This window comes from Streptomyces sp. NBC_00659, assembly GCF_036226925.1.
In the GTDB taxonomy this organism is placed as follows: domain Bacteria; phylum Actinomycetota; class Actinomycetes; order Streptomycetales; family Streptomycetaceae; genus Streptomyces.
Window position 1 is genome coordinate 6,066,243 of record NZ_CP109031.1, and the last position, 21,775, is coordinate 6,088,017.

Below are 21,775 nucleotides of genomic sequence, written 5' to 3' on the forward strand. Positions count from 1 at the left end.
CGAAAGCCCCACGGACTGACGAAAAAGAGGCTCCCCGACATGTCGTCGTACCCGCTCGCAGCGACAGCCCCGACCCCGGAGACACCACCGCACACCGGTGGTCTCCTGCTCCTTCTCGACGGAACGGCCGGACTGCTCACGGTCGCCGCCCTCGGTATCGTGCTCCTCCTCTTCCTGATCATCAAGGTCAGGCTCCAGCCGTTCGTCGCCCTGCTCGCGGTCTCCATAGCCGTCGGCCTCGCGGCCGGACTCTCGGTCACCGAGCTGTTCGGCACGGTCCAGCGGTCGACCGCCGTGTCCGTCATCGAGACGGGCATGGGCGGCATCCTCGGCCATGTCGCGATCATCATCGGGCTCGGCACGATGCTCGGGGCGATCCTCGAAGTCAGCGGCGGCGCCGAGGTGCTGGCCTCCCGGCTGCTCGGCCTCTTCGGAGAGAAGCGGGCTCCGCTCGCCATGGGTCTGACCGGCCTGATCTTCGGCATCCCGGTCTTCTTCGACGTCGGCATCTTCGTCCTCGCGCCGATCGTCTACGCCGCCGCCAAGCGGTCCGGCAAGTCGATCCTGCTCTACTGCCTGCCGCTGCTCGCCGGCCTGTCGATGACCCACGCCTTCCTGCCGCCGCACCCCGGCCCGGTCGCCGCCGCCGGACTGCTGCACGTCCAGCTCGGCTGGGTCATCCTCATGGGCATCGTCTGCGGCATCCCCGCGGTGCTGGCCGCCTGGGTCTACTCCGCCTGGATCGGCAAGCGCATCTTCGTCCCCGTACCGCAGGACATGGTCGAGGCGGCGGCCGAGGCCAAGCGGGCCGTCGCGGCCGAACAGCGGGGCGCGGGTGTCTCCTTGCCGGGCGAGGACGGGAGCCCGGGGGACGGAGCCGGGCCGCGGGAGAAGCCGGTGCCGCTCGGCACGGTCCTCGGCATCATCGGCACACCGCTGGTGCTGATCCTCGCGGCGACCTTCTCCTCGATCGCCCTCGACCCCTCCACCCCGCGCTCGGTCATCGAGTTCTTCGGCAGCCCGTTCGTCGCCCTCACGATCGCCCTGCTCCTCGCCTACTACCTGCTCGGCATCCGGCGCGGCTGGTCCCGCAAGTCCCTGGAGACGGTGTCGACCTCGTCCCTGAAGCCGGTCGGCAACATCCTGCTCGTGGTCGGCGCGGGCGGCATCTTCGGCGCCGTGCTGAAGGCCAGCGGGGTCGCCCAGGCCCTGTCGGACACCTTCAACGACGTCGGCCTCCCGGTGATCTTCCTGGCCTATCTGATCTCCCTGGTCCTGCGGGTCGCCCAGGGCTCGGCGACGGTCGCGATCGTCACCACGGCCGGCATCGTCGCGCCCCTGCTCACCGAGGGGCACCACTCCCAGGCCTTCGTCGCCCTGGTCATCATGGCGATCTCGGCGGGTTCGATCTTCGCCTCGCACGTCAACGACGGCGGTTTCTGGATGGTGGCCAAGTACTTCGGCATCAGCGAGCGCGACACCCTCAGGACCTGGACCGTCCTGGAATCGGTGCTGTCCGTCGCCGGGTTCGCCGTGGCCGCCGTGGTCAGCCTCTTCGTCTAGGACCTGTCCGGCCCGGGCCGGGGCCGGCGCCGCCGGCCTGTCCGTACGTCCGAGATGCCTCTCTTCGTGTAACAGAGGCATCGCCAATTCGGGGCTGGCTGTGCCCCGCACAGGATCTTCGACCATACTTCCGGCTGTGGAGCAGCGCATAGGTTCGAAGAGCCAGCCCCTGGACGCAGCCGCGGTGAACCCGGCCTACATCCCCGGGCTTACGTCACCCGTGCCGGCGGAGCCGAAGGACGCGGTCGTGGAGACCGAGGAGGCCGTCGCCGAGGAGACGGTCTCCGACGAGACGGTCTCCGAGGACGCGGCGTCCGACGAGGCGCCCGCCGCCGAGACCCCGAAGGAGTCCGCGTCCGAGGAGGAGGCCGCCTCCGAGGCCGACCCGGAATCCGGGGCCGTCCCCGACGGTCCCGTCTTCGAGGCCTCCGACCGGCGCGCCTCGATCAGAGCCGACCACAGCGGTGTCCGGCTGCGCCTGGACGACCAGGAGGCGGAGTTCCGCTGGGACGAGATCGGCGCCGTCGAGACGGAGTCGCCGCGCTTCGGCAGGCGGTTCACCATCACGGTGCACACGCCGGAGCGCCGCTGGTATCCGATCGAGATAGAGGCGAACGCCCGGGCACGCTTCAAGGAGTGGGAGGAGCAGCTCGACGCCGTCCTGGACGCCTACTTCGAGGACGGCGAGCCCGAGACCGAGCCCGAGCCCGAGACGGCGGCTGAGGTCGAGGCCGAGGCTGAGGTCGAGACGGCGGTCGAGGCTGAGGTCGAGGTCGAGGCCGAGGTGACGGCTGAGGCCGGCAGCCGGGTCGAGGACGACAAGGCCAAGGCCAAGGGCGAGAAGCCGTAAGCGGTACGGGGATCCGCACGCCGGTCAGGAAGGGCGCGCGGATCCCCGTTCACCGGCCGCCTCGGCCGGAGCCGGGCCCTAGGAGCAGTACTGGGCCGCCTTGCCGATGGACCGGTACATGCAGTCCGCGTTCTCCAGGAGTTGGAGCACCGCGTCCCGGTTGCGGGACGTCTCCCGCTCGATGACCTCGTCGGGCGGGTAGAAGCCGCCGCCGGAGCTGGACGTCGGATACATCTCGAAGGTGTAGTCGAAGATCTTCTGGGTGCCCCAGAGATAGTCGTCGATCGAGCCGTCCGTGATGTACAGATCACTGGCCTGCTCGGCCGTGTACCCGTTGCTGGCGGCCATCTTCTGGCCGATGGCCTTGAACGCGGCGGCGTCGTCCGCCGTCATTCCGGTGGCCGTGTCGGCGGTGGTGTACCCGAACGGCCACAGCACCAGCTCGCTGTAGGTGTGGAAGTCGATTCCGGCGGTGATCTGCTGCTTGCCGCCGACGACCCGGCCCCGTACGAAGTCGGCCACCACCTTCACCTCGGGCGCCGACTCGGCCGAGGTGCCGCGGTAGGTCTCGGAGGACGTGGACCCCGAAGAGCCGCCGCAGCAGCCCCACTTGTAGTTCCAGTTGCGGTTCAGGTCCGTACCGACGTACGAGGAACCGGAGTTGGGCTGGCGGTTCTTGCGCCACGAGCGGTAGGAGCCGCTCGCGATGTCGTACTCGCCGCCGTCCGGGTTGAGGTCGGGGACGATCCAGATCTCGCGGTTGTTCACCATGCTGGTGACGCGGGAGTCGCTGCCGTAGCCGGCCCCGAGTTCGCGCAGCAGATACAGCGCCATCTCCACCGTGAGGTGCTCGCGGGCGTGCTGGTGGAAGGTGAGCAGGACCTCGGGCTCGCTCTCGTCGGTCGCCACGTTGTCGCTGACCTTGATGGCGACGATGTCCCGGCCCTGGTACGACTTGCCGATCACCTTCTTGCTCATGATGCTCGGGTAGGCGGCGAGCCGCTGGTCGATCTCCGTGTTCATCTCGGCGTAGTTGTGGTACTTCGAGTCCGCCGTCGGGAAGTCGAAGAGCCGTACGTCGCCGGCGGCGGTGGAGCGGTCGGGCGCCGAGCCCAGCGGAGTGACGTCGTATCCCTGCCGGCGCAGCGTGGCGATCTGGTCCGCGCGGCCGGAGACGACGACGGTCTCCTCGTCGGCCTCGTCCACGGTGACGCCCGACCGCTGGATCTGGGTCCGGGACGCGGACGTCGAGCTCGTGTGGATCTCGTACTGCCTGACGTCGTCGGACGAGGGTGCGAGGACCCTGGCCCCGCTCGCCGTGGCGTCGGTGGCGGCGGCGGTCAGGGGAGCCGCGAGAGCGAGGGCCGCGAGGACGGCGAGCGCGGCGCCGCGTCGGCGGCCTCTGCCCTTCCCGTCGGCGCTGCCACTGCCACGTGGGCGAATTCGCATGAAGTCTCCTTGTTTCTCCGGAAATTCCGGGATCTCCGGAATTGTGGGGGAGCGGAGCCGGGGGGTGGCTCAAGGTGACGCGCATGGTGCGGGTGTGGCGCTCATGGTGGGGGTTGTGGCATGAGCAGGTCAAGAGACGACAAAGGGTCGTCGGCGGGAACCGGCCGCGCGGAACGGCGCCGGCCCCGTTCGCCGCGGCTGCGGCGAACGGGGCCGGATGGGCACCGCCGGGGGAAGGGTGACGCGGCGGTCCGGAACTACAGTGCGTGCACGTGCGGGCCGACCGCGTTCGACCAGGCGTTGCCCGCCGAGGCGTCCCAGTTGGTCGACCAGGTCATCGCGCCGCGCAGGCCCGGGTAGGCCTTGGAGGGCTTGAACGAACCGCAGTTGGTGAGCTTGGTCAGGCAGTCGAGGGCGTTGTTCACGATGGCCGGGGAGACGTAGCCGCTGCCCGCGCCGCTGGTGGAGGCGGGGAGGCCGAGGCCGACCTGGGACGCGTCGAGACCGCCCTGGAGCTGGATGCAGGCGAGCGCCGTCAGGAAGTCGACCGAGCCCTGCGAGTAGACCTTGCCGTCACAGCCGAGCATCGAACCGCTGTTGTAGTACTGCATGTTGACGACGGTGAGGATGTCCTTGATGTTCAGCGCGGTCTGGAAGTAGGAGTTCGACGTGGACTGCATGTCGATGGTCTGCGGGGCCATGGTGATGACCAGGGACGAGCCGGCCTTCGTGGACAGCGAGCGCAGCGCCTGGGACATGTAGGTCGCGTTGAGGCCGTTCTCCAGGTCGATGTCCACGCCGTCGAAGCCGTACGTCTGCATCAGGGAGTAGACGGAGTTGGCGAAGTTCGTGGCCGAGGCGGAGTCGCTCACCGAGATGGTGCCGTTCTGGCCGCCGATGGAGATGATGACCTTCTTGCCCGCGACCTGCTTGGCCTTGATGTCGGCCTTGAACTGGTCGACGGTGTAGCCGCCGAGCCCGGCCGAGTCGAGCGTGAAGCTCACGGCGCCCGGCGTGCTCGTGGCGTCGGCGAACGCGACGGCGATGATGTCGTACTGCGACTGCACGGCGGAGAGCTTCTGCACGGTCGCGCCGTTGTTGAAGTTCTGCCAGTAGCCCGTCACGGCGTGCGCGGGCACGGTGCCGCCGCCCCCGCCACCGCCGGACGCGGCCGTCGTCCCGGTGACGGCCGACGACTTGGCCGACTCACCGGCCGCGTTGGTCGCGCTGACCTGGAACGAGTACGACGTGGAGGCCGTGAGCCCCGAGACGGTCGCGGAGGTTCCGGTCACCGACTGGACCTTGGTGCCGCCCTGGTACACGTTGTAGCCGGTCGCGCCCGACACGGTGTTCCAGGCCAGGGAGACGGACGAGGAGGTCGTGCCGGGCACGGCGAGGCCCGCGGGGGTCGCCGGGACCGTCGGGGCCGGGTCGCCGCCACCGCCGCCGTCGGGTCCGAACACCGAGAAGTCGTCGGCGAAGTAGGCGGGCTGTCCGTACCAGCCGTGCGACCAGACCGTCACCGAGGTCGTCGAGGCGCCGGTGGTGAAGGTGTTCGTGAGCTGCGTCCAGGTGGTGTTGGGCGTCCAGGTCGACACGTCCGTCGTCCCCGTGCCGCTCACCCCGAGGTAGGTGTACGACCCCTGGACCCAGGCGCTCAGCGCGTACGTCGAGTTGGGCTTCACGGCGACGGGCTGGGAACACTGGGCGTAGTCCTGCCCCGCGGGCGTGGCCTTCAGGGCGGCCGAGCCGCCGTGCACCGGTGAGGAGACGGTCGCGCCGCTGCCCGCCGAACAGGTCCAGTTGCTCAGGCCGGACTCGAAGCCGCCGTTCTTGATGTTGTTGATGTCGGCGGCCTGGGCCTGGCCGGCCAGGCCGGTGAGGGAGAGGACGGACGCCGTGACGACGGCGGCGAGGGCTCCCGCCCATCTCCGTCCGGGCATACGGGTGACGCGGTCCACTGGGTCCTCCAGGGGAGAGGTGGGGGAGGGGAGGGGGAACGGAACGGTGGCCACCGCCGGTGGATACAAGTTGGTCCAGACCAATCTGGTTGTCAAGTCCCACGGCGTTCCCAACACCCTTATGGGAGGCCCCAGTTGTTTTGAGACGGCTTACTCTCCGTTGATCACGCTCGCACCTTCGGTGAGATGATCTCGGAGATTCGGTGTTGAGCGGGCCATGCCGTGGATATGGTGCTGATGCAAGAGGGCGTCACCGTGGCGATCCGTGGCCGTCGAAGGAACGGACCGCGACGCTCTTTGGCGACAAAGGGGCGATCTGAGGCGGTGGTTGACCACCCCGCCGCAGCGAACGGGGTGTGTGCAGCGTGCCGACCGCGATAGCCGTCACCAGTCCCGATCTGGTGCTCCCGCCGCACGACCGGCAGACCCCGCCGGCGGCCGTCCAGCCGCTCGGCACCCTGGAGGACTCCCTCACCGGGATGCACACGCTCATCGAGCAGCACGGGTATGTCATCTCCCTCTACCCGGTTGGCACCGAGACCGCCGTCACCCGGCGGCTGCACGCCGTCCGCTCCGTCCTGGAGAGCGACCGCATCGCGCTGCTCGGCATCGACCTGCCACCGCTCGGAATCGCCCTGCTCGCCCAGCAGTTACGTCAGCTGTCGGTCTGTGACTTCAGCCCCGGCGTGCTCGCCTCCGCCGCCCGGCTGCTCGCGCACTACATCTACGCCGGCGCCCTGCTCGGCTCGGTCGCCAAGCTCGACCGGGTCCCGGTCTCCCTGAAGTCGCACGCCAAGTCATGGGTGCCGGGCGCCCAGTTCGCCGTCCTCGCCAATCCGCGTGCCGAGTTGATCAGAGTCGGCCAGGAGGACCTGCCCGGCCCGGAGTTCGGGACCCGGATGCTCTCGGCCGTCGGCCAGCCGCCCTCCGACTGGGTCACCTCCACGCTCGCGCCCGCGTGGCAGGTCCAGGGTGCCGCCACCGTCCCGCTGCCCGCGGAGTCGGTCCGCTGGTGGGGGACGAACCGGCTCGTCGAATTCGCCGCCGGACTGTACGACGTCTCGGTCCTCTACCAGCTCGTCTCCTCCGTCCGGCGGGACGAGTGCCGCTGGTGCGGGCTCGAACTCATCGGTGACCGCTGCGGGTTCTGCGCGGCCCCGCTGTCACCGCCTTCCGCGCAGGAGCTTCCGGCCACCACCGTCCGGGCAGCCTCTCCGGTACGCGCCCTGCCCCGAGGCGCCACCTAGGCCTCTCGTGCACACCGGGCGCGACCGCACGCCGCACCAAGCACCACCGAACAGCGCATCAGGCACCACCGCACAGCACCTGCAGAGCCGACCGCACAGCGCATCAGGCACCACCGCACAGCACGTCAGCCACGACCGAACAGCGCACCAGGCACCACCGCCCGACCCCGCCGTCCCTGTAGATCGAGGTTGTCCTGAACATGCTGCATTGTCCCGGAGGTCAGCCCCCGGATCCCCGGCAGGAACGACAGCCCGGTCCCCTTTCCGGTACCGCCCCACGAGGTGAGATTCAGTGAACTCGCGCCAGCGCCGCGGCGTCATCCTGCTGGTCCTCTCGGTCCTGTGCGCCCTCGGCGCCTTCGCCGGAGTCCTCTCGGTGATCCGCGACGTGAACTCCAAGGTCGGCCCGGAGGTCACGGCGTACCGCCTGAAGAGCGACATCGCGCCCTACAAGGAGCTGTCGGCCGACCAGTTCGAGAAGATCTCGATGCCCGAGCGGTGGCTGTCGTCCACCGCCGTCACCGACCTCTCCCGGATCCGCGGCAAGATCGCCGTCACCCAGCTGGAGAAGGGCTCCCTGCTGCAGGCCGACATGGTCGTGGACAAGCCGCGACTGGCCGCCGGGCAGCAGGAGATCGCCATCATGATCGACGCCTCGACCGGTGTCGCGGGCAAGATCGACCCCGGCTCCCGGGTCAACATCTACGCCACCTTCAAGGCCGAGAACGACAAGGCCAGGGACCAGTCCAAGGTGATCGTCGAGAACGCCCGCGTCATCGACGTCGGCAAGCTCACCGCTCTCGAACCCGACCAGTCCAGCTCCGACCGGCGCAACAGCGCCGCCCAGGCCGTCCCGATCACCTTCGCCCTCGGCACCGCCGACGCCCAACGCGTCGCGTACGCCGAGTCGTTCGCCCAGCACGTGCGGCTCGCCCTGGTCGCCGGCGGCTCCGACACGATCGTGGCGCCCGGCGACCGTACGTACACCCTCGACGAGGACAAGTAGGAGGCCGCGCATGAGGTCCATGCCCACGGGGCGGCGTACGAGGCCGACCCCCGCGACGCGGACACGGCCGTTGCCGGGCCCCTGGTCCGGGACGCGGCGGCGGGTCCGCCGGGTGCCGTCGACCGCCGCGGCACCGGGCACCGGGGCCGGCGCACGGCACGCGAGCGAGGAGCTTCGCCGATGACCATCCGTATCGTTCCCGCCGTCGGCGACATCGACTCGGCCCGCGCGCTCACCACCCTGCTGAGCCAGCTCGCCGACACCGAACCCGCCCCGCCCGTACCCGACTCGACAGCCCTCCTCGACACCCTCGCGCGCCTCGCCGCCGAGTCCCTCGACGAGCTCCCCGAAGTCGTCCTCGTCCACGAACGCATCGGCCCGGTACCGGCGTTGGACCTGATCCGCGACCTCGTGATGCGCTTCCCGGCCGTCGGTGTCGTCCTCATCACCGCCGACACCAGCACCGGCGTCCTCACCGCCGCCATGGACTCCGGCGCCCGCGGCATCATCGGCCTGCCGCTCGGCTACGACTCCCTCGCCGAACGCGTCCAGGCCGCCGCCGCCTGGTCCGCCGGAATGCGCCGCCACCTGCACAGCGGTGCGCCCGAGCTGTACGCGGGCCCCGGCGGCACGATCGTCACGGTGACCGGAGCGAAGGGCGGCGTCGGCGCGACCGTCACCGCGGTCCAGCTCGCCCTCGCCGCGAAGGCCTCCGGCCACAACGTCGCGCTGCTCGACCTGGACCTCCAGTCCGGGGACGTGGCCTCGTACCTCGACGTGCAGTTCCGCCGGTCGGTGGCCGACCTGGCGGCCATCACCGACATCAACCCGCGCGTCCTCCAGGACGCCGTCTACACCCACGACAGCGGCGTCGCCCTCCTGCTCGCGCCCGCCGAGGGCGAACGGGGCGAGGAGGTCACCGACCGGGTGGCCCGCCAGGTCCTCGGGGCGCTCCGTTCCCGCCACGACGTGGTGATCGTCGACTGCGGCTCCCAGATGAACTCGGCCACCGCCGCGGCCGTCGAGATGGCAGACCGGGCCCTGCTCCTCGTCACCCCCGACGTCATCGCCGTACGCGCCGCCAAACGCATGGTCCGTATGTGGGACCGTCTCCAGATCCGCAAGGCGGAGGAGACCACGACGGTCGTGAACCGCTTCGCCCGCGGTACGGAGATCCAGCCGTCCCTCGTCGAACGCGTCACCGGAACCAAGGTCGCCCGCTCCGCGGTTCCCGCCGCCTTCAAGGAACTCCAGTCGGTCGTCGACGCGGGCCGGCTCCAGGACCTGGACAACCGCTCGACCGTCAAGCAGGCGCTGTGGGCACTCGCCGCCGAACTCGGTCTCGTCGTCCCCCAGGAGGGCGGGGCCGGCGGCAGGCGCCGGAAGGCGTCCGCGTCGGACCGGGGCGCGCTCTCGCTCCGCGGCCGGGGCGGCGACCGGGGAGCCGTCACCCTCGAATTCGCCGGGATGTTCCCGCTGCTCCTGGTCGTCATGACGATCCTGTGGCAGTGCGTGCTGTACGGGTACTCGTACTCGCTGGCCGGGAACGCGGCGGACGAGGCGGCCCGGGCGGCCACCGCGGCCTACGCGGTGCACGGCGACTTCCAGGGTGCCTGCGACGCGGCCGGGAGCAAGCATCTGCCGGGCTCCTGGAAGGACGCGGGGATCTCCTGCACCCCTTCCGGCCCGGTCATGCGGGCCACCGTCGACGTCGACGTCCCGCTGTTCTTCCCGGGCTTCGACGCGGGCTTCCACGTAAAGGGCAGCGCGGGCGCGGCACTGGAGGGGGACGGCGGATGAGGACGCACCTGCGGACGGCATCCGGCGGAAGGGGACGTGCCGGTACATCACATGTCCGTCGCTTACGTCCGGATCGGCCGACGCATCACATCGCACCGACGTCTGATCCAGCGGCGACGGACGGATGTACCGGCACGTCCCCGACCCACCACGCACGCGCAGCCGCCGCACCCGCACCCGCACCCACGCGCCGGCTCCGGGGCGACCGGGGTGTCTCCATCCTGGAGTTCACCGGGTTCCTGCCCATCCTGCTGCTCGTCGGGATGGCGGCCATCCAGCTCGGGCTCATCGGGTACGGCATCAATCAGGCCGGTTCCGGGGCGAGGGCCGCCGCGCGGGCCGCCTCGCAGCAGGGCGGCCCCCCGGCGGGTGAGGCCGCGGGCCGGGCGGCCGTGAGCGGCTGGCTGGACCCGAGCGTCGATCCCGTCTCCGGCCCCGACCTCACCACGGCCACGGTCACGGTCAGGGTCCCCGGCGTCATCCCCCTCTTCGGCCCCTACGAGGTCACCCGCCACGCCACCATGCCCACCGACGACTGACCGGGAGGAGCCGACACCATGAGCCTGCGTTCCCGTATCGCCGCCCCCGACGAGGGGGGTCCCGCCCGTGAGGACGGACACCTCGTCGCCGTCTACCGGGCCAAACTCCTCGAGGAGATCGACCTCGCCGAGATGTCCAGCCTGGCGGCGGCCGAACGCCGGGCCCGGCTCGAACGCGTCCTCGGCCACATCATCAGCCGCGAGGGCCCGGTCCTCTCCACCGCCGAACGCTCCCAGCTGATCCGCCGGGTCGTCGACGAGGCACTCGGACTCGGCGTCCTCGAACCGCTCCTCGCCGACGCGTCCATCACCGAGATCATGGTCAACGGCCCGGACTCGATCTTCGTCGAGCGGGCCGGCCGCGTCGAGCAGCTGCCGTTGCGCTTCGCCTCCAACGAGCAGCTCATGCAGACCATCGAACGCATCGTCTCGACGGTCAACCGCCGCGTCGACGAGTCCAACCCGATGGTCGACGCCCGCCTGCCCACCGGCGAGCGCGTCAACGTCATCATCCCGCCGCTCGCCCTGACCGGCCCCACCCTCACCATCCGCCGCTTCCCCCGCGCGTACACGCTCCCCGAGCTCATCGGCCTCGGCTCCCTCGACGAACAGACGCTCATGCTGCTCGCCGCCTTCGTCCGGGCCCGCTTCAACGTCATCGTCAGCGGCGGCACCGGCAGCGGCAAGACGACCCTGCTCAACGCGCTCTCCGGCCTGATCCCCTCCCACGAGCGCATCATCACCATCGAGGACTCCGCCGAACTCCAGCTCCAGCAGGAGCACGTCATCCGCCTCGAATCACGCCCCCCGAACGTGGAGGGCAAGGGCCAGATCACCATCCGCGACCTGGTCCGCAACTCGCTGCGCATGCGCCCCGACCGCATCATCGTCGGCGAGGTCCGCGGCGGCGAGACCCTCGACATGCTCCAGGCCATGTCGACCGGCCACGACGGCTCCCTCGCCACCGTCCACGCGAACTCCGCCGAGGACGCCCTCATGCGCCTGCAGACCCTCGGTTCGATGTCCGAGGTCCAGATCCCCTTCGAGGCGCTCAAGGACCAGATCAACTCCGCCGTCGACGTCGTCGTCCAGCTCTCCCGGCACGCCGACGGCTCCCGCAAGGTCACGGAGGTCGCGCTGCTCGTCTCGCACGGCCGCGAACAGTTCCGCGTCACCCCGGTCACCCGCTTCGTGCCCCTCCCGGTCGGCCCCGACCGCGTCGTGCGGGGCCACTTCGAGCACCTGCCGCTCCCGCGGCCGGTCGCGGAGAAGCTGTACGTCGCCAACGAGCCGCCGCCGCCGGCCTTCGGCGTCGCCGAGGCCATCGACGTACTCAACAACACGAGGCAGGCCATCGGTTGACGCCCCTCACCACGGAGTCCCTCACCACGGAGACCCCCACCACGGAGTCCCCGGCCTCCGAGCCCCTCACCTCCGAGCCCCTCACCTCCGAAGGGAGGCAGCAGTGAACGACCCCGCACTCCTCGCCCTCGGCGGGACGCTCCTCGGCGGCACGCTCGCCGTCGCGGGCGTGCACACCTACGCCTCCGGCCGCGCCCAGCGCCGCGACCTCCTCGACCGGCTCTCCGGCGGCGGCACTCCGCACACGGCGGGCGGCAGGGCACGCCACTTCGCCGGCGTCGACCGACGGCTGCGCCGCACCCGCCTCGGCCGCACCATCCACCTGCGCCTGACGGCCACCGGACTCGATCTCACGGCGGGGGAGTTCTTCACCTACGTCACCGCCGTGGTCGTCGCCCTGTGGCTGATCGCCGCCGCGACCCTGGCCCCCTTCTTCGGCCCGATCGCCGCCCTGCTCGGCGTGTGGAGCGCGGGCATCTTCCTCAACTGGCAGCGCCAGAAGCGCATCGAGGCGTTCATCAACCAACTCCCCGACGTGGCACGCCTGCTGGCGAACGCGACGGCGGCCGGCCTCGCCCTGCGCACGGCGCTCGCCATGGCCGCGGAGGAACTGGAAGCCCCGGCGGGCGAGGAACTCGCTCACGTGGCCGACCAGTTGATGCTGGGCCGCACGATCGACGACGCCCTCGGCGAACTCTCGCAGCGACTGCCCTCCCGTGAGCTGATCGTCCTCGTCACCACCCTCGTCCTGGCCAACAAGGCGGGCGGCTCCGTCGTCAGCTCCCTGCGCAACCTCACCCAGACCCTGGAGGACCGCAAGGAGACCCGCCGCGAGGTCCGCACGATGCTCTCCGAGGTCAACGCGACCGCCTTCACGGTCCCCTTCCTCGGCATCGGTTCCCTGGTGCTGATCAACTCCTCGAACGAGGGAGCCCTCGCCCGCGTCACCGGCTCCCCGCTCGGCCAGGGCCTCGTCCTGCTCGCCCTCGGCCTCTACACCGTGGGCTTTTTCGTCATCCGCCGGCTCGGCAAGATCGAAGTGTGAGGGAGGGATCACGTTGCTGCCGCTGCTGCTCGCCGTCCTGATGGGCACGGCCGTCGCGGGCGTCCTCCTGGGCGTCCGGATGATCCGCTCCGAGGTCAAACTCCCCAGCGACCTCCAGCTCGCCCTGGAGGTCGGCGGAACCCGGGTCTCGGCCGCGGACTCGGCCGTCGACCGCCTCGGCATGCGCTTCGCGCCGACGGTCCTGCGACTGATGGGCCCCCGGCGCGTGGACGCCAAACGCCGGCGCATCGACATGGCGGGCAACCCCGGCGGCCTGACCCTGAACCGCTACGCGGCCCGCCGCGCGGTGTACGGGGTCTTCGGCGTCGTCCTCGGCCTGGTCTTCCTCTCCAACGGCCAGCTCCTCTTCGCCGTGCTCACGCTGGCCTTCGGGCTGGTCGCCGCGGACGCCCTCATCTGGCAGGCCGTCCGGGAGCGCAAGGAGGTCATCGACCGCACCCTGCCCGACTTCCTCGACGTCCTCGCGGTCGTCGTCTCCGCGGGCCTCGGCTTCCGCCAGGCCCTGGACCGCGTCGCGGAGAAGTACGAGGGCCCCTGGGCGGACGAACTGCGCATCACCCTGCGCCAGATGGACATGGGCGTCAGCCGCCGCCAGGCCTTCGACGAACTCCGCAGGCGCAACTCCTCCGAGCAGGTGGCCCAGTTCGTCTCGGCGCTCCAGCAGGGCGAGGAACTCGGCTCCCCGATCGCCGAGACCCTCATCCAGCTCGCCACCGACATGCGCCGCACGGACGCCCAGAACGCCCGCCGCCGCGCCGCCAAGACCATCCCCAAGGCCACCATGGTCACCCTGGTGTTCATGCTCCCGGCGACGATGATCCTCATCGCGACGGGCATGTTCCTGGGCTCGGGCACCGACTTCGGCTCGATCCTGGGGCGCTGATGAAGAGTCTTCCCAGCGACCGGTGTCACACCCTCCGCGCACACCTGCTCCGGCCCCTTCGGCTCGCGCGGAGCCGAGCGCGCCGGTCCCTTCGGCTCGCGCGGACCCGCGAACAACGGGGCACCGGCTACCTCGCGGACGACGTCCCCGCACCCGGCGGCATCCGCCTCCAGCTCAACGCCCTCCAGGCCCTGTGCCGTCAGGCCTTCGCCGTCCGCCTCGCGGCCATCGCGGTCGGCGCGCCCTTCGCGATGACGAACGCCACGGGCGGCCTCCTGCGTTACGCGGTCCTCGCCGCCGCCGTCCTCGGCGTCATGGGCTCCTACGCGATGCTCCGCGACTGGGACCGCTTCGGCCCCCGTCTCCTCGCCCACCCGACCCTGATGGGCCTTGACCTCACCTTCGGCGCGGTCCTGCTCCTCACCGCGTCCCCGGCCTCCCCCCTCGCCTACGCCACGGTCTGCACCCCGCTGCTGTCGGGCCTGCTGTACGGCTGGCGCGGCGCGGGCGTCTTCACCGGGTTCCAGCTCATCGTGCTGCTCACGGTCTTCAGAGCCTGGGAGCACCGGCCCGGAGCGGGCTCCAGCACCCTGCTCATCGCGGGCTTCTGCGTCGGTGCCGGCATCATCGGAGTCACCCTGCGCAATCTGCTGTTCCGCTTCGGAACGGCAGGCCAGGCCCTGGCCGAGGCGACCAGCCGGCTCGCCGTCGCGGAGGCCGTGGAGTCCGAACGGGCCCGCCTGGCACGCGAGATGCACGATTCCGTGGCCAAGACGCTGTACGGCCTCGCGCTGGCCGCGGAGGCGCTGGCCGCCTCCGCGGAGGACGCGGACCCGCAGAGGCTCAAACGCCAGGCGACCGTCGTGGCGGACGCCGCGCGCCTCGCCGCCGCCGAGTCCCGCACCCTCCTGTCGGACCTGCGGCGGCACACCGACCTGACCGACCCGGACGTCGACCTCCTCCCCGAACTCCGCCGCATGGCAGCCGACTTCGAGGCCAGCACCGGTCTCGCCCCGGCCGTACGGCACCGGGGCGCGTCCGCGGTCCTGCCCAGCACCGCCGCCCACCACGTCCTCGCGATCGTGTCCGAGGCGCTGGAGAACGCCCACCGCCACTCGGGCGCGAACGCGGTGACGGTCGAACTCGACGTGTCGGAACACGAGTTCGCGCTGCTCGTCCGGGACGACGGAGTGGGCCTCCCGGCACCGGCGACCCCCGCCGCGCTCGCCGCCTGGACGAGATCCGGCCATTTCGGCCTGCTCGGCATGACGGAACGAGCCGCGTGCGTCGGCGGCCACATCCGGCTGGACCGGCCCCTCGGCGGGGGCACCGAGGCGCGGCTGACCCTCCCGCTCTCGACGGCCGCCCTTCCCGCTCCCCCCACTTCCCAAGAGGAGGCCGCACATGCCTGACCAGGCATTTTCCGGTCCGTCCCTGCGTGTCCTCGTGGCCGACGACAACCCGGTCGTACGGGCCGGTCTGACCGCGCTGCTGGACGCGCACCCCGACATCGCGGTCGTCGCGACGGCACGGGACGGTGCGGAGGCACTGGACCGCGCCGTTCTTCTCGTCCCGGACGTGGTCCTTCTCGACGTGCGGATGCCCGGCACGGACGGCCTCACCGCACTGCCCGAACTGTGCGTGATCGCCCCGGTGATGATGCTGACGTACAGCCGCGAACCCGAGGTCGTGGCGGAAGCCCTGCGCAAAGGCGCGTCCGGCTATCTCGTCCATGGCGAGTTCACGGCGGCCGAACTGATCGCCGCCGTACGGGAGGTACGCCACGGACGCCCGGCTGTCCCGGATTCACTCGGAGTTTCGTACCAACTGCACCCATTCTCTTCGCATCTGCAATCTGCTGTGGCACAGTCGTCGGAGGCTCGGCCCTTGCCGGCGGCGGGACTTCACCGCCATGCCGTCCATCAGTCCGAGTTCGGCCTGAGTTCAAGGGAGGTGGAGGTGATGGACCTCATCGCGGCCGGCATGAACAACCGCCAGATCGCCGCCACCTGCTTCATCGCGGAGAAGACCGTCAAGAACCACATCAATCGCATCTTCGCGAAGCTGCACAGTTCCTCGCGGAGCGAAGCGATCGCCCATTGGCTGGGTACGACACACGAGGGGTGGAGCCGATGATTCCGCCCCGCGCTCCCCACCAGCGAAGTTGGGCCCCTGGGCCCACTCGCGGTAGGCGACTTCTCACGTACGGTGCTCGGGTCGTTAGTGGCGTCGGCAGGGAGGGCAGTCCTGATGAACAGGTTCACCACATGGACCCGAACGGTGATCTCCCGGACGCGGGGCGCCCACCGGGACGCGGGCGCGGGGTTCGTGGAGTACGCGGGGTTGATGATCATCATCGCGGGGATCTTCACGTTGATCGACAGCCTGGGACTGGACGGGCTGATCTCGCAGGCGATCTTGAACGCCGTGAACGACGTTATCGGCGGCTGACCCTCGTCGGAACGGGGAGCGACCGAGGTCAGACCCTCCCCATCTACATCTGGTTGACGGGGATTCTGCTCTTCGCCGCGTTCGCCTTCTTCGCCTTCGCTCAAGCAGCGTCCGCCCGCAATGGAGCTCAATCCGCGGCGGACGCTGCTGCGTTGGCGGCGGCGCAGGACACCCGGGACGAGCTGATGGACCGTCTGGCGGGGGCTGTCGGCGAGGACGACGACTGGCTGGACTGGTTGGACGGTCGCTTGGAGGCCGACGGGGCAGGGGCAGAGGGCGCGGCCCAGCAGTTGGCCGCCCAGAACGATGCCAGCCTGTTGGGTGTTGAGTTCGCCAGGAGGAACGGCTTCCCCGGGTACCGGGCCGACATCCGGACCAATTACACCGTCGGCCACTCCATCATCCCGGGCACCGAGGGCCGGCACGCGAACGCCCATGCCATAGCGGTGATTCAGCCGCGTTGCGATTTCGATCCGGCTGCGGATCCGCAGAAGCCCCTCGAACTCGACTGTGACGGCGAGATCGTGAACATCGACCCCGGAGACTTCAACCCGGACGACCTACCGGACGCGTCGGTGCTGTTCTCCGTGCACCTGGCCGAGTGAGAGGAAGCCGTACCGATGGATCTCCGGCACACCATGAAGGGCCGCAGGGCCATGGCCGTGGTGGCGGTCAGTACCGGATTGCTCCTCGCGGTGTCCGGATGCGGCGGGGGAGACGGCGGCGACAAGCCGAAGGCCGGCTCGTCCTCCTCCGAGTCGGACAAGGGGGGCGGCGACGATGCGAATCAGGCGTCGCCGACAACGAGCCAGGACCAGGTACTGGCCGAGGTCAAGGGCGAGAACGGAATCACGCTTACGGTCACTTCGGCCAAGCGTGACCAGGGAGGCTTCGTGACCGTCGAAGGGACGGTCACGAACAACACCGACAACGCCTGGGTCGCGGCGGACTGGCGTGGTGACGAGCGGGAGTTGTCGAAGAACGGGGCATCCATCGCCGGCGCCAGCCTGATCGACCAGAAGGGCAAGAAGAAGTACCTCATCCTCCGGGACACCTCGGGCCGCTGCCTGTGCACCCAGTTCACCGGCGGCGTCAGCCAGGGTGCCACCACCCAATGGTTCGCCCAGTTCCCCGCACCCCCCGCCGGAACCTCCGCCGTCGACTTCCAGGTCGGCTCCATGCCACCCGCCTCCATCGAGATCTCCGAGGGCTGACCCATGGCCCTCCCGCCCCGCCCCGCCGCGACCGTGCTCACGGCCCTCGCCGTGCTGATCACCCTCGGCCTGCCGGGTCCCGCGTACGCGGACGACGGTGACCCCAGTGCCCCGCCCGGCAGTGTCACCACCTCCCCGCCCCCCGACGTCGACGCCAACAGCCCGGGGCTCAAACTCGCCGACGGCGCGACCCTGGCGCCCGCCAAGGTGCTCGACATCAAGTCGGTCGTGGAGGACCTGGGCGGCGAGGAGCGCCGGGAGGACACCAACTCGGACGTGACGTTCGCGCTCCAGGCGGAGGTCCTCTTCCCCAAGGACAGCTCCAAGCTCAACCCGGAGTCCCAGTCCCGTATCCAGGCGATCGCCGACGAGATCAAGGCCCAGCACGCGACGACCGTCCGCGTCTTCGGATTCACCGACAACCTCGGCTCGTACGCGCACGGCCTGACCCTCTCCAAGAAGCGCGCGGAAGAGGTGCACGACGGCCTGGCCGCGGTGCTCGGCTCCGTGGAGGCGGACATCACCTTCGAGGTGCGCGGCTACAGCGAGGACTACCCGATCGCCGACAACACCTCGGAGCAGGGCCGCCGCAAGAACCGACGGGTGGAGGTGACCTTCCCGAGGGGCGCCGCGGACGGGAACAGCGCCTGACGCGCGCGTCACCTTCTCCCGCGCCCGGCCTCCTGGCAGCATGCCCCCGACGAACGGGTCGCGCACGAGGTCGATGGAGTCCGCCATGAGGAAGATCGTGTTGATGATGTCGGTGTCCCTCGACGGATACATCGAGGGCCCGAACCGCGAGATCGACTGGCACCGGGTCGACGCCGAACTGCACCAGCACTTCAACGACCTGATCAGAGGCTTCGGCGCCCTGATGTCCGGACGGGTGACCTACGAGCTGATGGCCGCCTACTGGCCGACGGCCGACAAGGACCCGGACATCAGCCCGGAGATGGCCGAGTTCGCCGGGATCTGGCGGAACATTCCCAAGGTGGTGTTCTCGCGGACGCTCGAGCGCGGCACGGGGCACACCACGGTCGTACGGGAGGTCGTGCCCGAGGAGATCCTGGCCCTGAAGGCGCAGGAGGGCGGCGACCTCGCGCTCGGCGGCGCCGATCTCGCCGCGGAGTTCCTGCGCCTGGGCCTCGTGGACGAGATCAGGCTGTACGTGCACCCCGTCCTCATCGGGGCCGGCAAGCCGCTGTTCCCGGAGGCCGAGGCCCCGACCGACCTCCGCCTCATCGAGACGCGGACCTTCGGCAACGGCGTCGCCCTCCTGCGCTACGAGCGGGACACCACGGCCGGTACGGGTGACGCCCCGGGGACGGCCGGCACCGAAGGCGCGTAGGCGGTCGGGTGTGGTGGGTCACCCGGGTCGCCTGGGTAGGAAGCCGGCATGACCTCCCTCGGTGTTGTCTTCCGGCCCCAACTGCCCCCCGAGCGGCTGCGCGCCCTGGCGCGCGAGGCGGAGGAGGCGGGACTAGAGGAACTGTGGCTGTGGGAGGACTGCTTCCTCGAAGGGGGCATCTCCACCGCCGCGGCGGCGCTCGCCTGGACCGAGCGTCTGCGGGTGGGAGTGGGACTGCTGCCCGTCCCGCTGCGGAACGTCGCCGTCACGGCGATGGAGGCCGCCACCCTGCACCGGCTGTTCCCCGGGCGGGCCGCCGTCGCGGTCGGCCACGGCGTCCAGGACTGGATGGGGCAGGTCGGGGCGCGGGCCGAGTCGCCCCTGACGTTGCTGCACGAGCATCTCGACGCGCTGCGCGCCCTGCTGCGCGGCGAGCGCGTGACCACCCAGGGGCGGTACGTACGACTCGACGGAGTCGCCCTCGACTGGCCGCCCGCCGACGCGCCCGACGTCCTCACCGGCGCCACCGGGCCCCGTACGCTCCGCCTCGCCGGTGAGGCCGCCGACGGCACGGTCCTCACCGCCTCCACCACCGCCGACGGGGTACGGCGGGCCCGCCGGCTCATCGACGAGGGGCGGCAGAGGTCCGGCCGGACGGAGGGACACCACCGGGTCGTCGTCTATCTGCGCACCGCCACCGGGGCGGACGCCGGTGCCCGGCTGCGCGCCGAGACCGAGGCCGAGGGCGAGAGCGTCGTCCCGGAACTCGGGGTCGCGGGCGACGCGGACGCCGTCGCCGAGGCCGTCCAGCGTCTCGTGGACGCCGGCGCCGACACGGTGGTCCTCCAGCCCACCGCCGACGAGCCGGACCCCGAGGGCTTCGTCCGCTTCGCGGCCGGACAGGTGCGCCCGCTGGTCCCCTGATCCCCTGATCCCCCGACCCCCTCATCCGCGGGCCCGCAGGGCATGATCCACGGCCGCGCGAGCAGATTGACCGAAAAGCTCCCAATGAGGGTCGCTCGGTGGGAGATGTCCGTCCGGATGACGGGCGGCGGGGCGGGGTGCGGCGCGCCGCGTGCGGGAGATCTGCACGGGGTTTCCACATCGTTATCGATCGGCTGTCGCCAGGAATGTTTGGCTGACGTAAGTTCAGACCAAGGTAATTCGCGTGAGCAAAGCTGCGCGTGTGGCACCGCGCAGCGGAGGGGGCTGCGCGGTGCTGCCTTGCCCGGTGACGTGACGTCAGGTGTGCCGGACCGTGATCCGCACGCCGCGCCGCACGCCCCACCGCTCCATCGACCCGGCCTCCGCCTCCAGGACCTGCCGGGCCCGCGGTCGCGGCAGTCCCAGCCGGCCCGGACGCATCGTACGTACCGCCAGGACCCGCGACGACCGGTCCAGATAGGCGACGTCGATCGCGAACCGCATTCCCAGGGTGTGCACCGAGTTCGCCGGTGTGAGCAGCAGTGCGCCCTCGATCCCCCGGCGTCCGAGGAGCCCCCGCCGCCGGGCGCGCGCCGTGGCGGCGAGTTCCAGGGGTACCGGCTCGGGTGTCCTGTCGGTCGTGAACGTGGCCATGGGCGCGAAGTTAGCGGGTGAGTCAAGCGGAAGGCCGCCAGGTGGATCACCCGCCCGGAGTACGGGCCGACGTGGCGGCGCCACGTCCCGGGAGTGCTCATGAACCCCCTGGATCTCTGTCGATCCTTCACGATTCCCTTTGAATCAGCCATGAATCAGCCATGATCACACCCGGAATCGATGGTTCCATGCTTGTCGTGGCGTTGCCGGGCGACTCCGGAGAGTAGTTGTGGCACGCGGATGCACGCAGCATCACTTACGAAGGGTTATGGTGGAAACCCCCCCTCGGGCCGGTCCGTCTCCCCCCCACGGACCGGCCCGTTTTTTGTGCCCGCGACGGCCCGCCCGGCAGGCGCCCCCGTGCGCCCCCGGGAGGGGTCGCCCGGCTCGGCCCGGGATCGCGGTGACTCAGTGCCGTTGGGCCCAGATGTTGGTGCCCTGTGTCGACACCGCGAACGTGTCGACCTCCTTCAGCTCCTCGTCCGTGAGCTCCGGGGCCGCCAGTGCCGCCAGGTTCTCCTCCAGCTGTCGCACGCTGGACGCGCCGATGAGGGCGGAGGTCATCCGCTGGTCGCGCAGCACCCAGGTGAGCGCGAGCTGGGCGAGCGACTGGCCCCGCCGGGCCGCGATGCCGTTCAGCCCGTTCAGTCGGCGCACGACCTCGTCGCTCAGCAGGCCCGGGTCCAGCGACTTGCCCTGGGTGGCGCGCGAGCCCTCCGGGATACCCTGGAGGTACTTGCCCGTCAGCAGACCCTGCGCGAGCGGTGCGAAGGAGATGCAGCCCATGCCGGCCGCCTCCAGTGTGTCGAGCAGGCCGTCGTCCTCGGTCCAGCGGTTGAGCATCGAGTACGAGGGCTGGTGGATGAGCGGACGGACACCCATGCCGGTCAGGATCCTGGCCGCCTCCGCCGTCTGCTCGCTGCTGTACGAGGAGACGCCGACGTACAGCGCCTTGCCCTGCTGGACGGCGGACGCGAGCGCGCCCATCGTCTCCTCCAGCGGGGTGTCCGGGTCGAAGCGGTGCGAGTAGAAGATGTCGACGTGGTCCACGCCCATCCGTCGCAGCGAGGCGTCCAGGGAGGACAGCAGATACTTGCGGGAGCCCCACTCGCCGTAGGGGCCGGGGTGCATGAGGTAGCCCGCCTTGGTCGAGATGACCAGCTCGTCCCGGTAGGGGGCGAAATCCTCCTTCAGCAGCTTGCCGAAGTTCAGCTCCGCCGAGCCGGGCGGCGGCCCGTAGTTGTTGGCGAGGTCGAAGTGGGTGACGCCGAGGTCGAAGGCACGGCGCAGGATCGCGCGCTGGGAGTCCAGCGCGCGGTCGTCGCCGAAGTTGTGCCACAGGCCGAGCGACACCGCGGGCAGTTTGAGGCCGCTGCGGCCCGTACGCCGGTATTCCATCGAGTCGTACCGCTCCGTTGCGGCCCGGTACAGAAGGGGGTCGTTCATGGGGACGAACCT

The 21,775-nt window shown here is 70.5% G+C and carries 21 protein-coding genes; 17 read left to right on the forward strand and 4 right to left on the reverse strand.

Annotated features, from left to right (window positions below; translation table 11 throughout):
* Nucleotides 1–39: 39 nt before the first annotated feature.
* Nucleotides 40–1,563: a GntP family permease gene (locus OG410_RS26580; RefSeq protein WP_329301445.1), complete on the forward strand. Its 1,524-nt coding sequence runs from the start codon at nt 40–42 to the stop codon at nt 1,561–1,563.
* A 136-nt stretch (nt 1,564–1,699) separates the two neighbouring features.
* A complete protein-coding gene (locus OG410_RS26585) occupies nt 1,700–2,413 on the forward strand; it encodes a hypothetical protein (protein WP_329301446.1) in 714 nt (237 codons plus the stop codon).
* 78 nt (nt 2,414–2,491) lie between these two features.
* Here OG410_RS26585 and OG410_RS26590 read toward each other — a convergent pair whose 3' ends face one another.
* Both OG410_RS26590 and OG410_RS26595 read right to left on the reverse strand, forming a co-directional pair.
* Nucleotides 2,492–3,862, reverse strand: coding sequence for a M14 family metallopeptidase (locus OG410_RS26590; RefSeq protein ID WP_329301447.1), 1,371 nt, complete (start codon nt 3,860–3,862; stop codon nt 2,492–2,494).
* Nucleotides 3,863–4,119: 257 nt separating this feature from the next.
* Nucleotides 4,120–5,805: a chitinase gene (locus tag OG410_RS26595; RefSeq protein ID WP_329304259.1), complete on the reverse strand. Its 1,686-nt coding sequence runs from the start codon at nt 5,803–5,805 to the stop codon at nt 4,120–4,122.
* A 383-nt stretch (nt 5,806–6,188) separates the two neighbouring features.
* Here OG410_RS26595 and OG410_RS26600 point away from each other — a divergent pair, with 383 nt between their 5' ends.
* From OG410_RS26600 to OG410_RS26670, 15 genes are all read left to right on the forward strand, one after another.
* A complete protein-coding gene (locus OG410_RS26600) occupies nt 6,189–7,070 on the forward strand; it encodes a hypothetical protein (protein ID WP_329301448.1) in 882 nt (293 codons plus the stop codon).
* A gap of 292 nt (nt 7,071–7,362) precedes the next feature.
* Complete coding sequence (cpaB, locus tag OG410_RS26605; protein ID WP_329301449.1) at nt 7,363–8,076, forward strand: Flp pilus assembly protein CpaB; 714 nt, start codon at nt 7,363–7,365, stop codon at nt 8,074–8,076.
* 180 nt (nt 8,077–8,256) lie between these two features.
* Nucleotides 8,257–9,876: an AAA family ATPase gene (locus tag OG410_RS26610; protein WP_329301450.1), complete on the forward strand. Its 1,620-nt coding sequence runs from the start codon at nt 8,257–8,259 to the stop codon at nt 9,874–9,876.
* 263 nt (nt 9,877–10,139) lie between these two features.
* Nucleotides 10,140–10,415, forward strand: a complete 276-nt coding sequence (locus OG410_RS26615; protein ID WP_329301451.1) for a hypothetical protein — start codon at nt 10,140–10,142, stop codon at nt 10,413–10,415.
* An 18-nt stretch (nt 10,416–10,433) separates the two neighbouring features.
* A complete protein-coding gene (locus tag OG410_RS26620; protein WP_328671168.1) occupies nt 10,434–11,777 on the forward strand; it encodes a CpaF family protein in 1,344 nt (447 codons plus the stop codon).
* A gap of 103 nt (nt 11,778–11,880) precedes the next feature.
* Nucleotides 11,881–12,822, forward strand: coding sequence for a type II secretion system F family protein (locus tag OG410_RS26625; RefSeq protein WP_329301452.1), 942 nt, complete (start codon nt 11,881–11,883; stop codon nt 12,820–12,822).
* Between the two features lie 13 nt (nt 12,823–12,835).
* Nucleotides 12,836–13,726 (forward strand): DUF5936 domain-containing protein, encoded by an 891-nt coding sequence (locus OG410_RS26630; RefSeq protein ID WP_329301453.1) that lies wholly within the window; start codon nt 12,836–12,838, stop codon nt 13,724–13,726.
* The gene (locus tag OG410_RS26635) at nt 13,726–15,138 is read left to right on the forward strand and encodes a sensor histidine kinase (RefSeq protein WP_329301454.1); all 1,413 of its coding nucleotides are present in this window, start codon (nt 13,726–13,728) and stop codon (nt 15,136–15,138) included. Before OG410_RS26630 ends, OG410_RS26635 begins: the two co-directional genes overlap by 1 nt.
* A complete protein-coding gene (locus OG410_RS26640; protein ID WP_329301455.1) occupies nt 15,131–15,862 on the forward strand; it encodes a response regulator transcription factor in 732 nt (243 codons plus the stop codon). The genes OG410_RS26635 and OG410_RS26640 overlap by 8 nt, the downstream gene beginning before the upstream one ends.
* A 114-nt stretch (nt 15,863–15,976) precedes the next feature.
* Nucleotides 15,977–16,177, forward strand: a complete 201-nt coding sequence (locus OG410_RS26645; protein ID WP_326785771.1) for a hypothetical protein — start codon at nt 15,977–15,979, stop codon at nt 16,175–16,177.
* The gene (locus tag OG410_RS26650) at nt 16,174–16,782 is read left to right on the forward strand and encodes a pilus assembly protein TadG-related protein (RefSeq protein WP_329304260.1); all 609 of its coding nucleotides are present in this window, start codon (nt 16,174–16,176) and stop codon (nt 16,780–16,782) included. Before OG410_RS26645 ends, OG410_RS26650 begins: the two co-directional genes overlap by 4 nt.
* 15 nt (nt 16,783–16,797) lie before the next feature.
* Nucleotides 16,798–17,391: a hypothetical protein gene (locus tag OG410_RS26655; protein WP_329301456.1), complete on the forward strand. Its 594-nt coding sequence runs from the start codon at nt 16,798–16,800 to the stop codon at nt 17,389–17,391.
* Between the two features lie 3 nt (nt 17,392–17,394).
* Nucleotides 17,395–18,042 carry an OmpA family protein gene (locus OG410_RS26660; RefSeq protein WP_329301457.1) on the forward strand — a complete coding sequence of 216 codons (648 nt, stop codon included), beginning with the start codon at nt 17,395–17,397 and terminating at the stop codon, nt 18,040–18,042.
* A gap of 85 nt (nt 18,043–18,127) precedes the next feature.
* Nucleotides 18,128–18,739 carry a dihydrofolate reductase family protein gene (locus OG410_RS26665; protein ID WP_329301458.1) on the forward strand — a complete coding sequence of 204 codons (612 nt, stop codon included), beginning with the start codon at nt 18,128–18,130 and terminating at the stop codon, nt 18,737–18,739.
* Nucleotides 18,740–18,787: 48 nt separating this feature from the next.
* Nucleotides 18,788–19,663 carry an LLM class flavin-dependent oxidoreductase gene (locus tag OG410_RS26670; protein WP_329301459.1) on the forward strand — a complete coding sequence of 292 codons (876 nt, stop codon included), beginning with the start codon at nt 18,788–18,790 and terminating at the stop codon, nt 19,661–19,663.
* Between the two features lie 318 nt (nt 19,664–19,981).
* On the opposite strand, the gene OG410_RS26675 is transcribed toward OG410_RS26670, so the two are convergent.
* Nucleotides 19,982–20,317 carry a DUF192 domain-containing protein gene (locus OG410_RS26675; RefSeq protein WP_329301460.1) on the reverse strand — a complete coding sequence of 112 codons (336 nt, stop codon included), beginning with the start codon at nt 20,315–20,317 and terminating at the stop codon, nt 19,982–19,984.
* Nucleotides 20,318–20,725: 408 nt separating this feature from the next.
* Nucleotides 20,726–21,763 carry an L-glyceraldehyde 3-phosphate reductase gene (gene mgrA, locus OG410_RS26680; RefSeq protein ID WP_329301461.1) on the reverse strand — a complete coding sequence of 346 codons (1,038 nt, stop codon included), beginning with the start codon at nt 21,761–21,763 and terminating at the stop codon, nt 20,726–20,728.
* Nucleotides 21,764–21,775: the final 12 nt, after the last annotated feature.

Excerpts from the sequence above, each read along its gene's own strand:
- OG410_RS26595 (WP_329304259.1), bottom strand. The coding sequence starts at position 5,805 with ATGCCCGGACGGAGATGGGCGGGAGCCCTCGCCGCCGTCGTCACGGCG.
- OG410_RS26610 (WP_329301450.1), top strand. The coding sequence starts at position 8,257 with ATGACCATCCGTATCGTTCCCGCCGTCGGCGACATCGACTCGGCCCGC.
- OG410_RS26675 (WP_329301460.1), bottom strand. The coding sequence starts at position 20,317 with ATGGCCACGTTCACGACCGACAGGACACCCGAGCCGGTACCCCTGGAA.
- OG410_RS26640 (WP_329301455.1), top strand. The coding sequence starts at position 15,131 with ATGCCTGACCAGGCATTTTCCGGTCCGTCCCTGCGTGTCCTCGTGGCC.
- OG410_RS26580 (WP_329301445.1), top strand. The coding sequence starts at position 40 with ATGTCGTCGTACCCGCTCGCAGCGACAGCCCCGACCCCGGAGACACCA.
- OG410_RS26590 (WP_329301447.1), bottom strand. The coding sequence starts at position 3,862 with ATGCGAATTCGCCCACGTGGCAGTGGCAGCGCCGACGGGAAGGGCAGA.
- OG410_RS26660 (WP_329301457.1), top strand. The coding sequence starts at position 17,395 with ATGGCCCTCCCGCCCCGCCCCGCCGCGACCGTGCTCACGGCCCTCGCC.
- OG410_RS26635 (WP_329301454.1), top strand. The coding sequence starts at position 13,726 with ATGAAGAGTCTTCCCAGCGACCGGTGTCACACCCTCCGCGCACACCTG.
- OG410_RS26670 (WP_329301459.1), top strand. The coding sequence starts at position 18,788 with ATGACCTCCCTCGGTGTTGTCTTCCGGCCCCAACTGCCCCCCGAGCGG.
- OG410_RS26665 (WP_329301458.1), top strand. The coding sequence starts at position 18,128 with ATGAGGAAGATCGTGTTGATGATGTCGGTGTCCCTCGACGGATACATC.
- OG410_RS26655 (WP_329301456.1), top strand. The coding sequence starts at position 16,798 with ATGGATCTCCGGCACACCATGAAGGGCCGCAGGGCCATGGCCGTGGTG.
- mgrA (WP_329301461.1), bottom strand. The coding sequence starts at position 21,763 with ATGAACGACCCCCTTCTGTACCGGGCCGCAACGGAGCGGTACGACTCG.
- OG410_RS26615 (WP_329301451.1), top strand. The coding sequence starts at position 10,140 with ATGGCGGCCATCCAGCTCGGGCTCATCGGGTACGGCATCAATCAGGCC.
- OG410_RS26620 (WP_328671168.1), top strand. The coding sequence starts at position 10,434 with ATGAGCCTGCGTTCCCGTATCGCCGCCCCCGACGAGGGGGGTCCCGCC.
- OG410_RS26645 (WP_326785771.1), top strand. The coding sequence starts at position 15,977 with ATGAACAGGTTCACCACATGGACCCGAACGGTGATCTCCCGGACGCGG.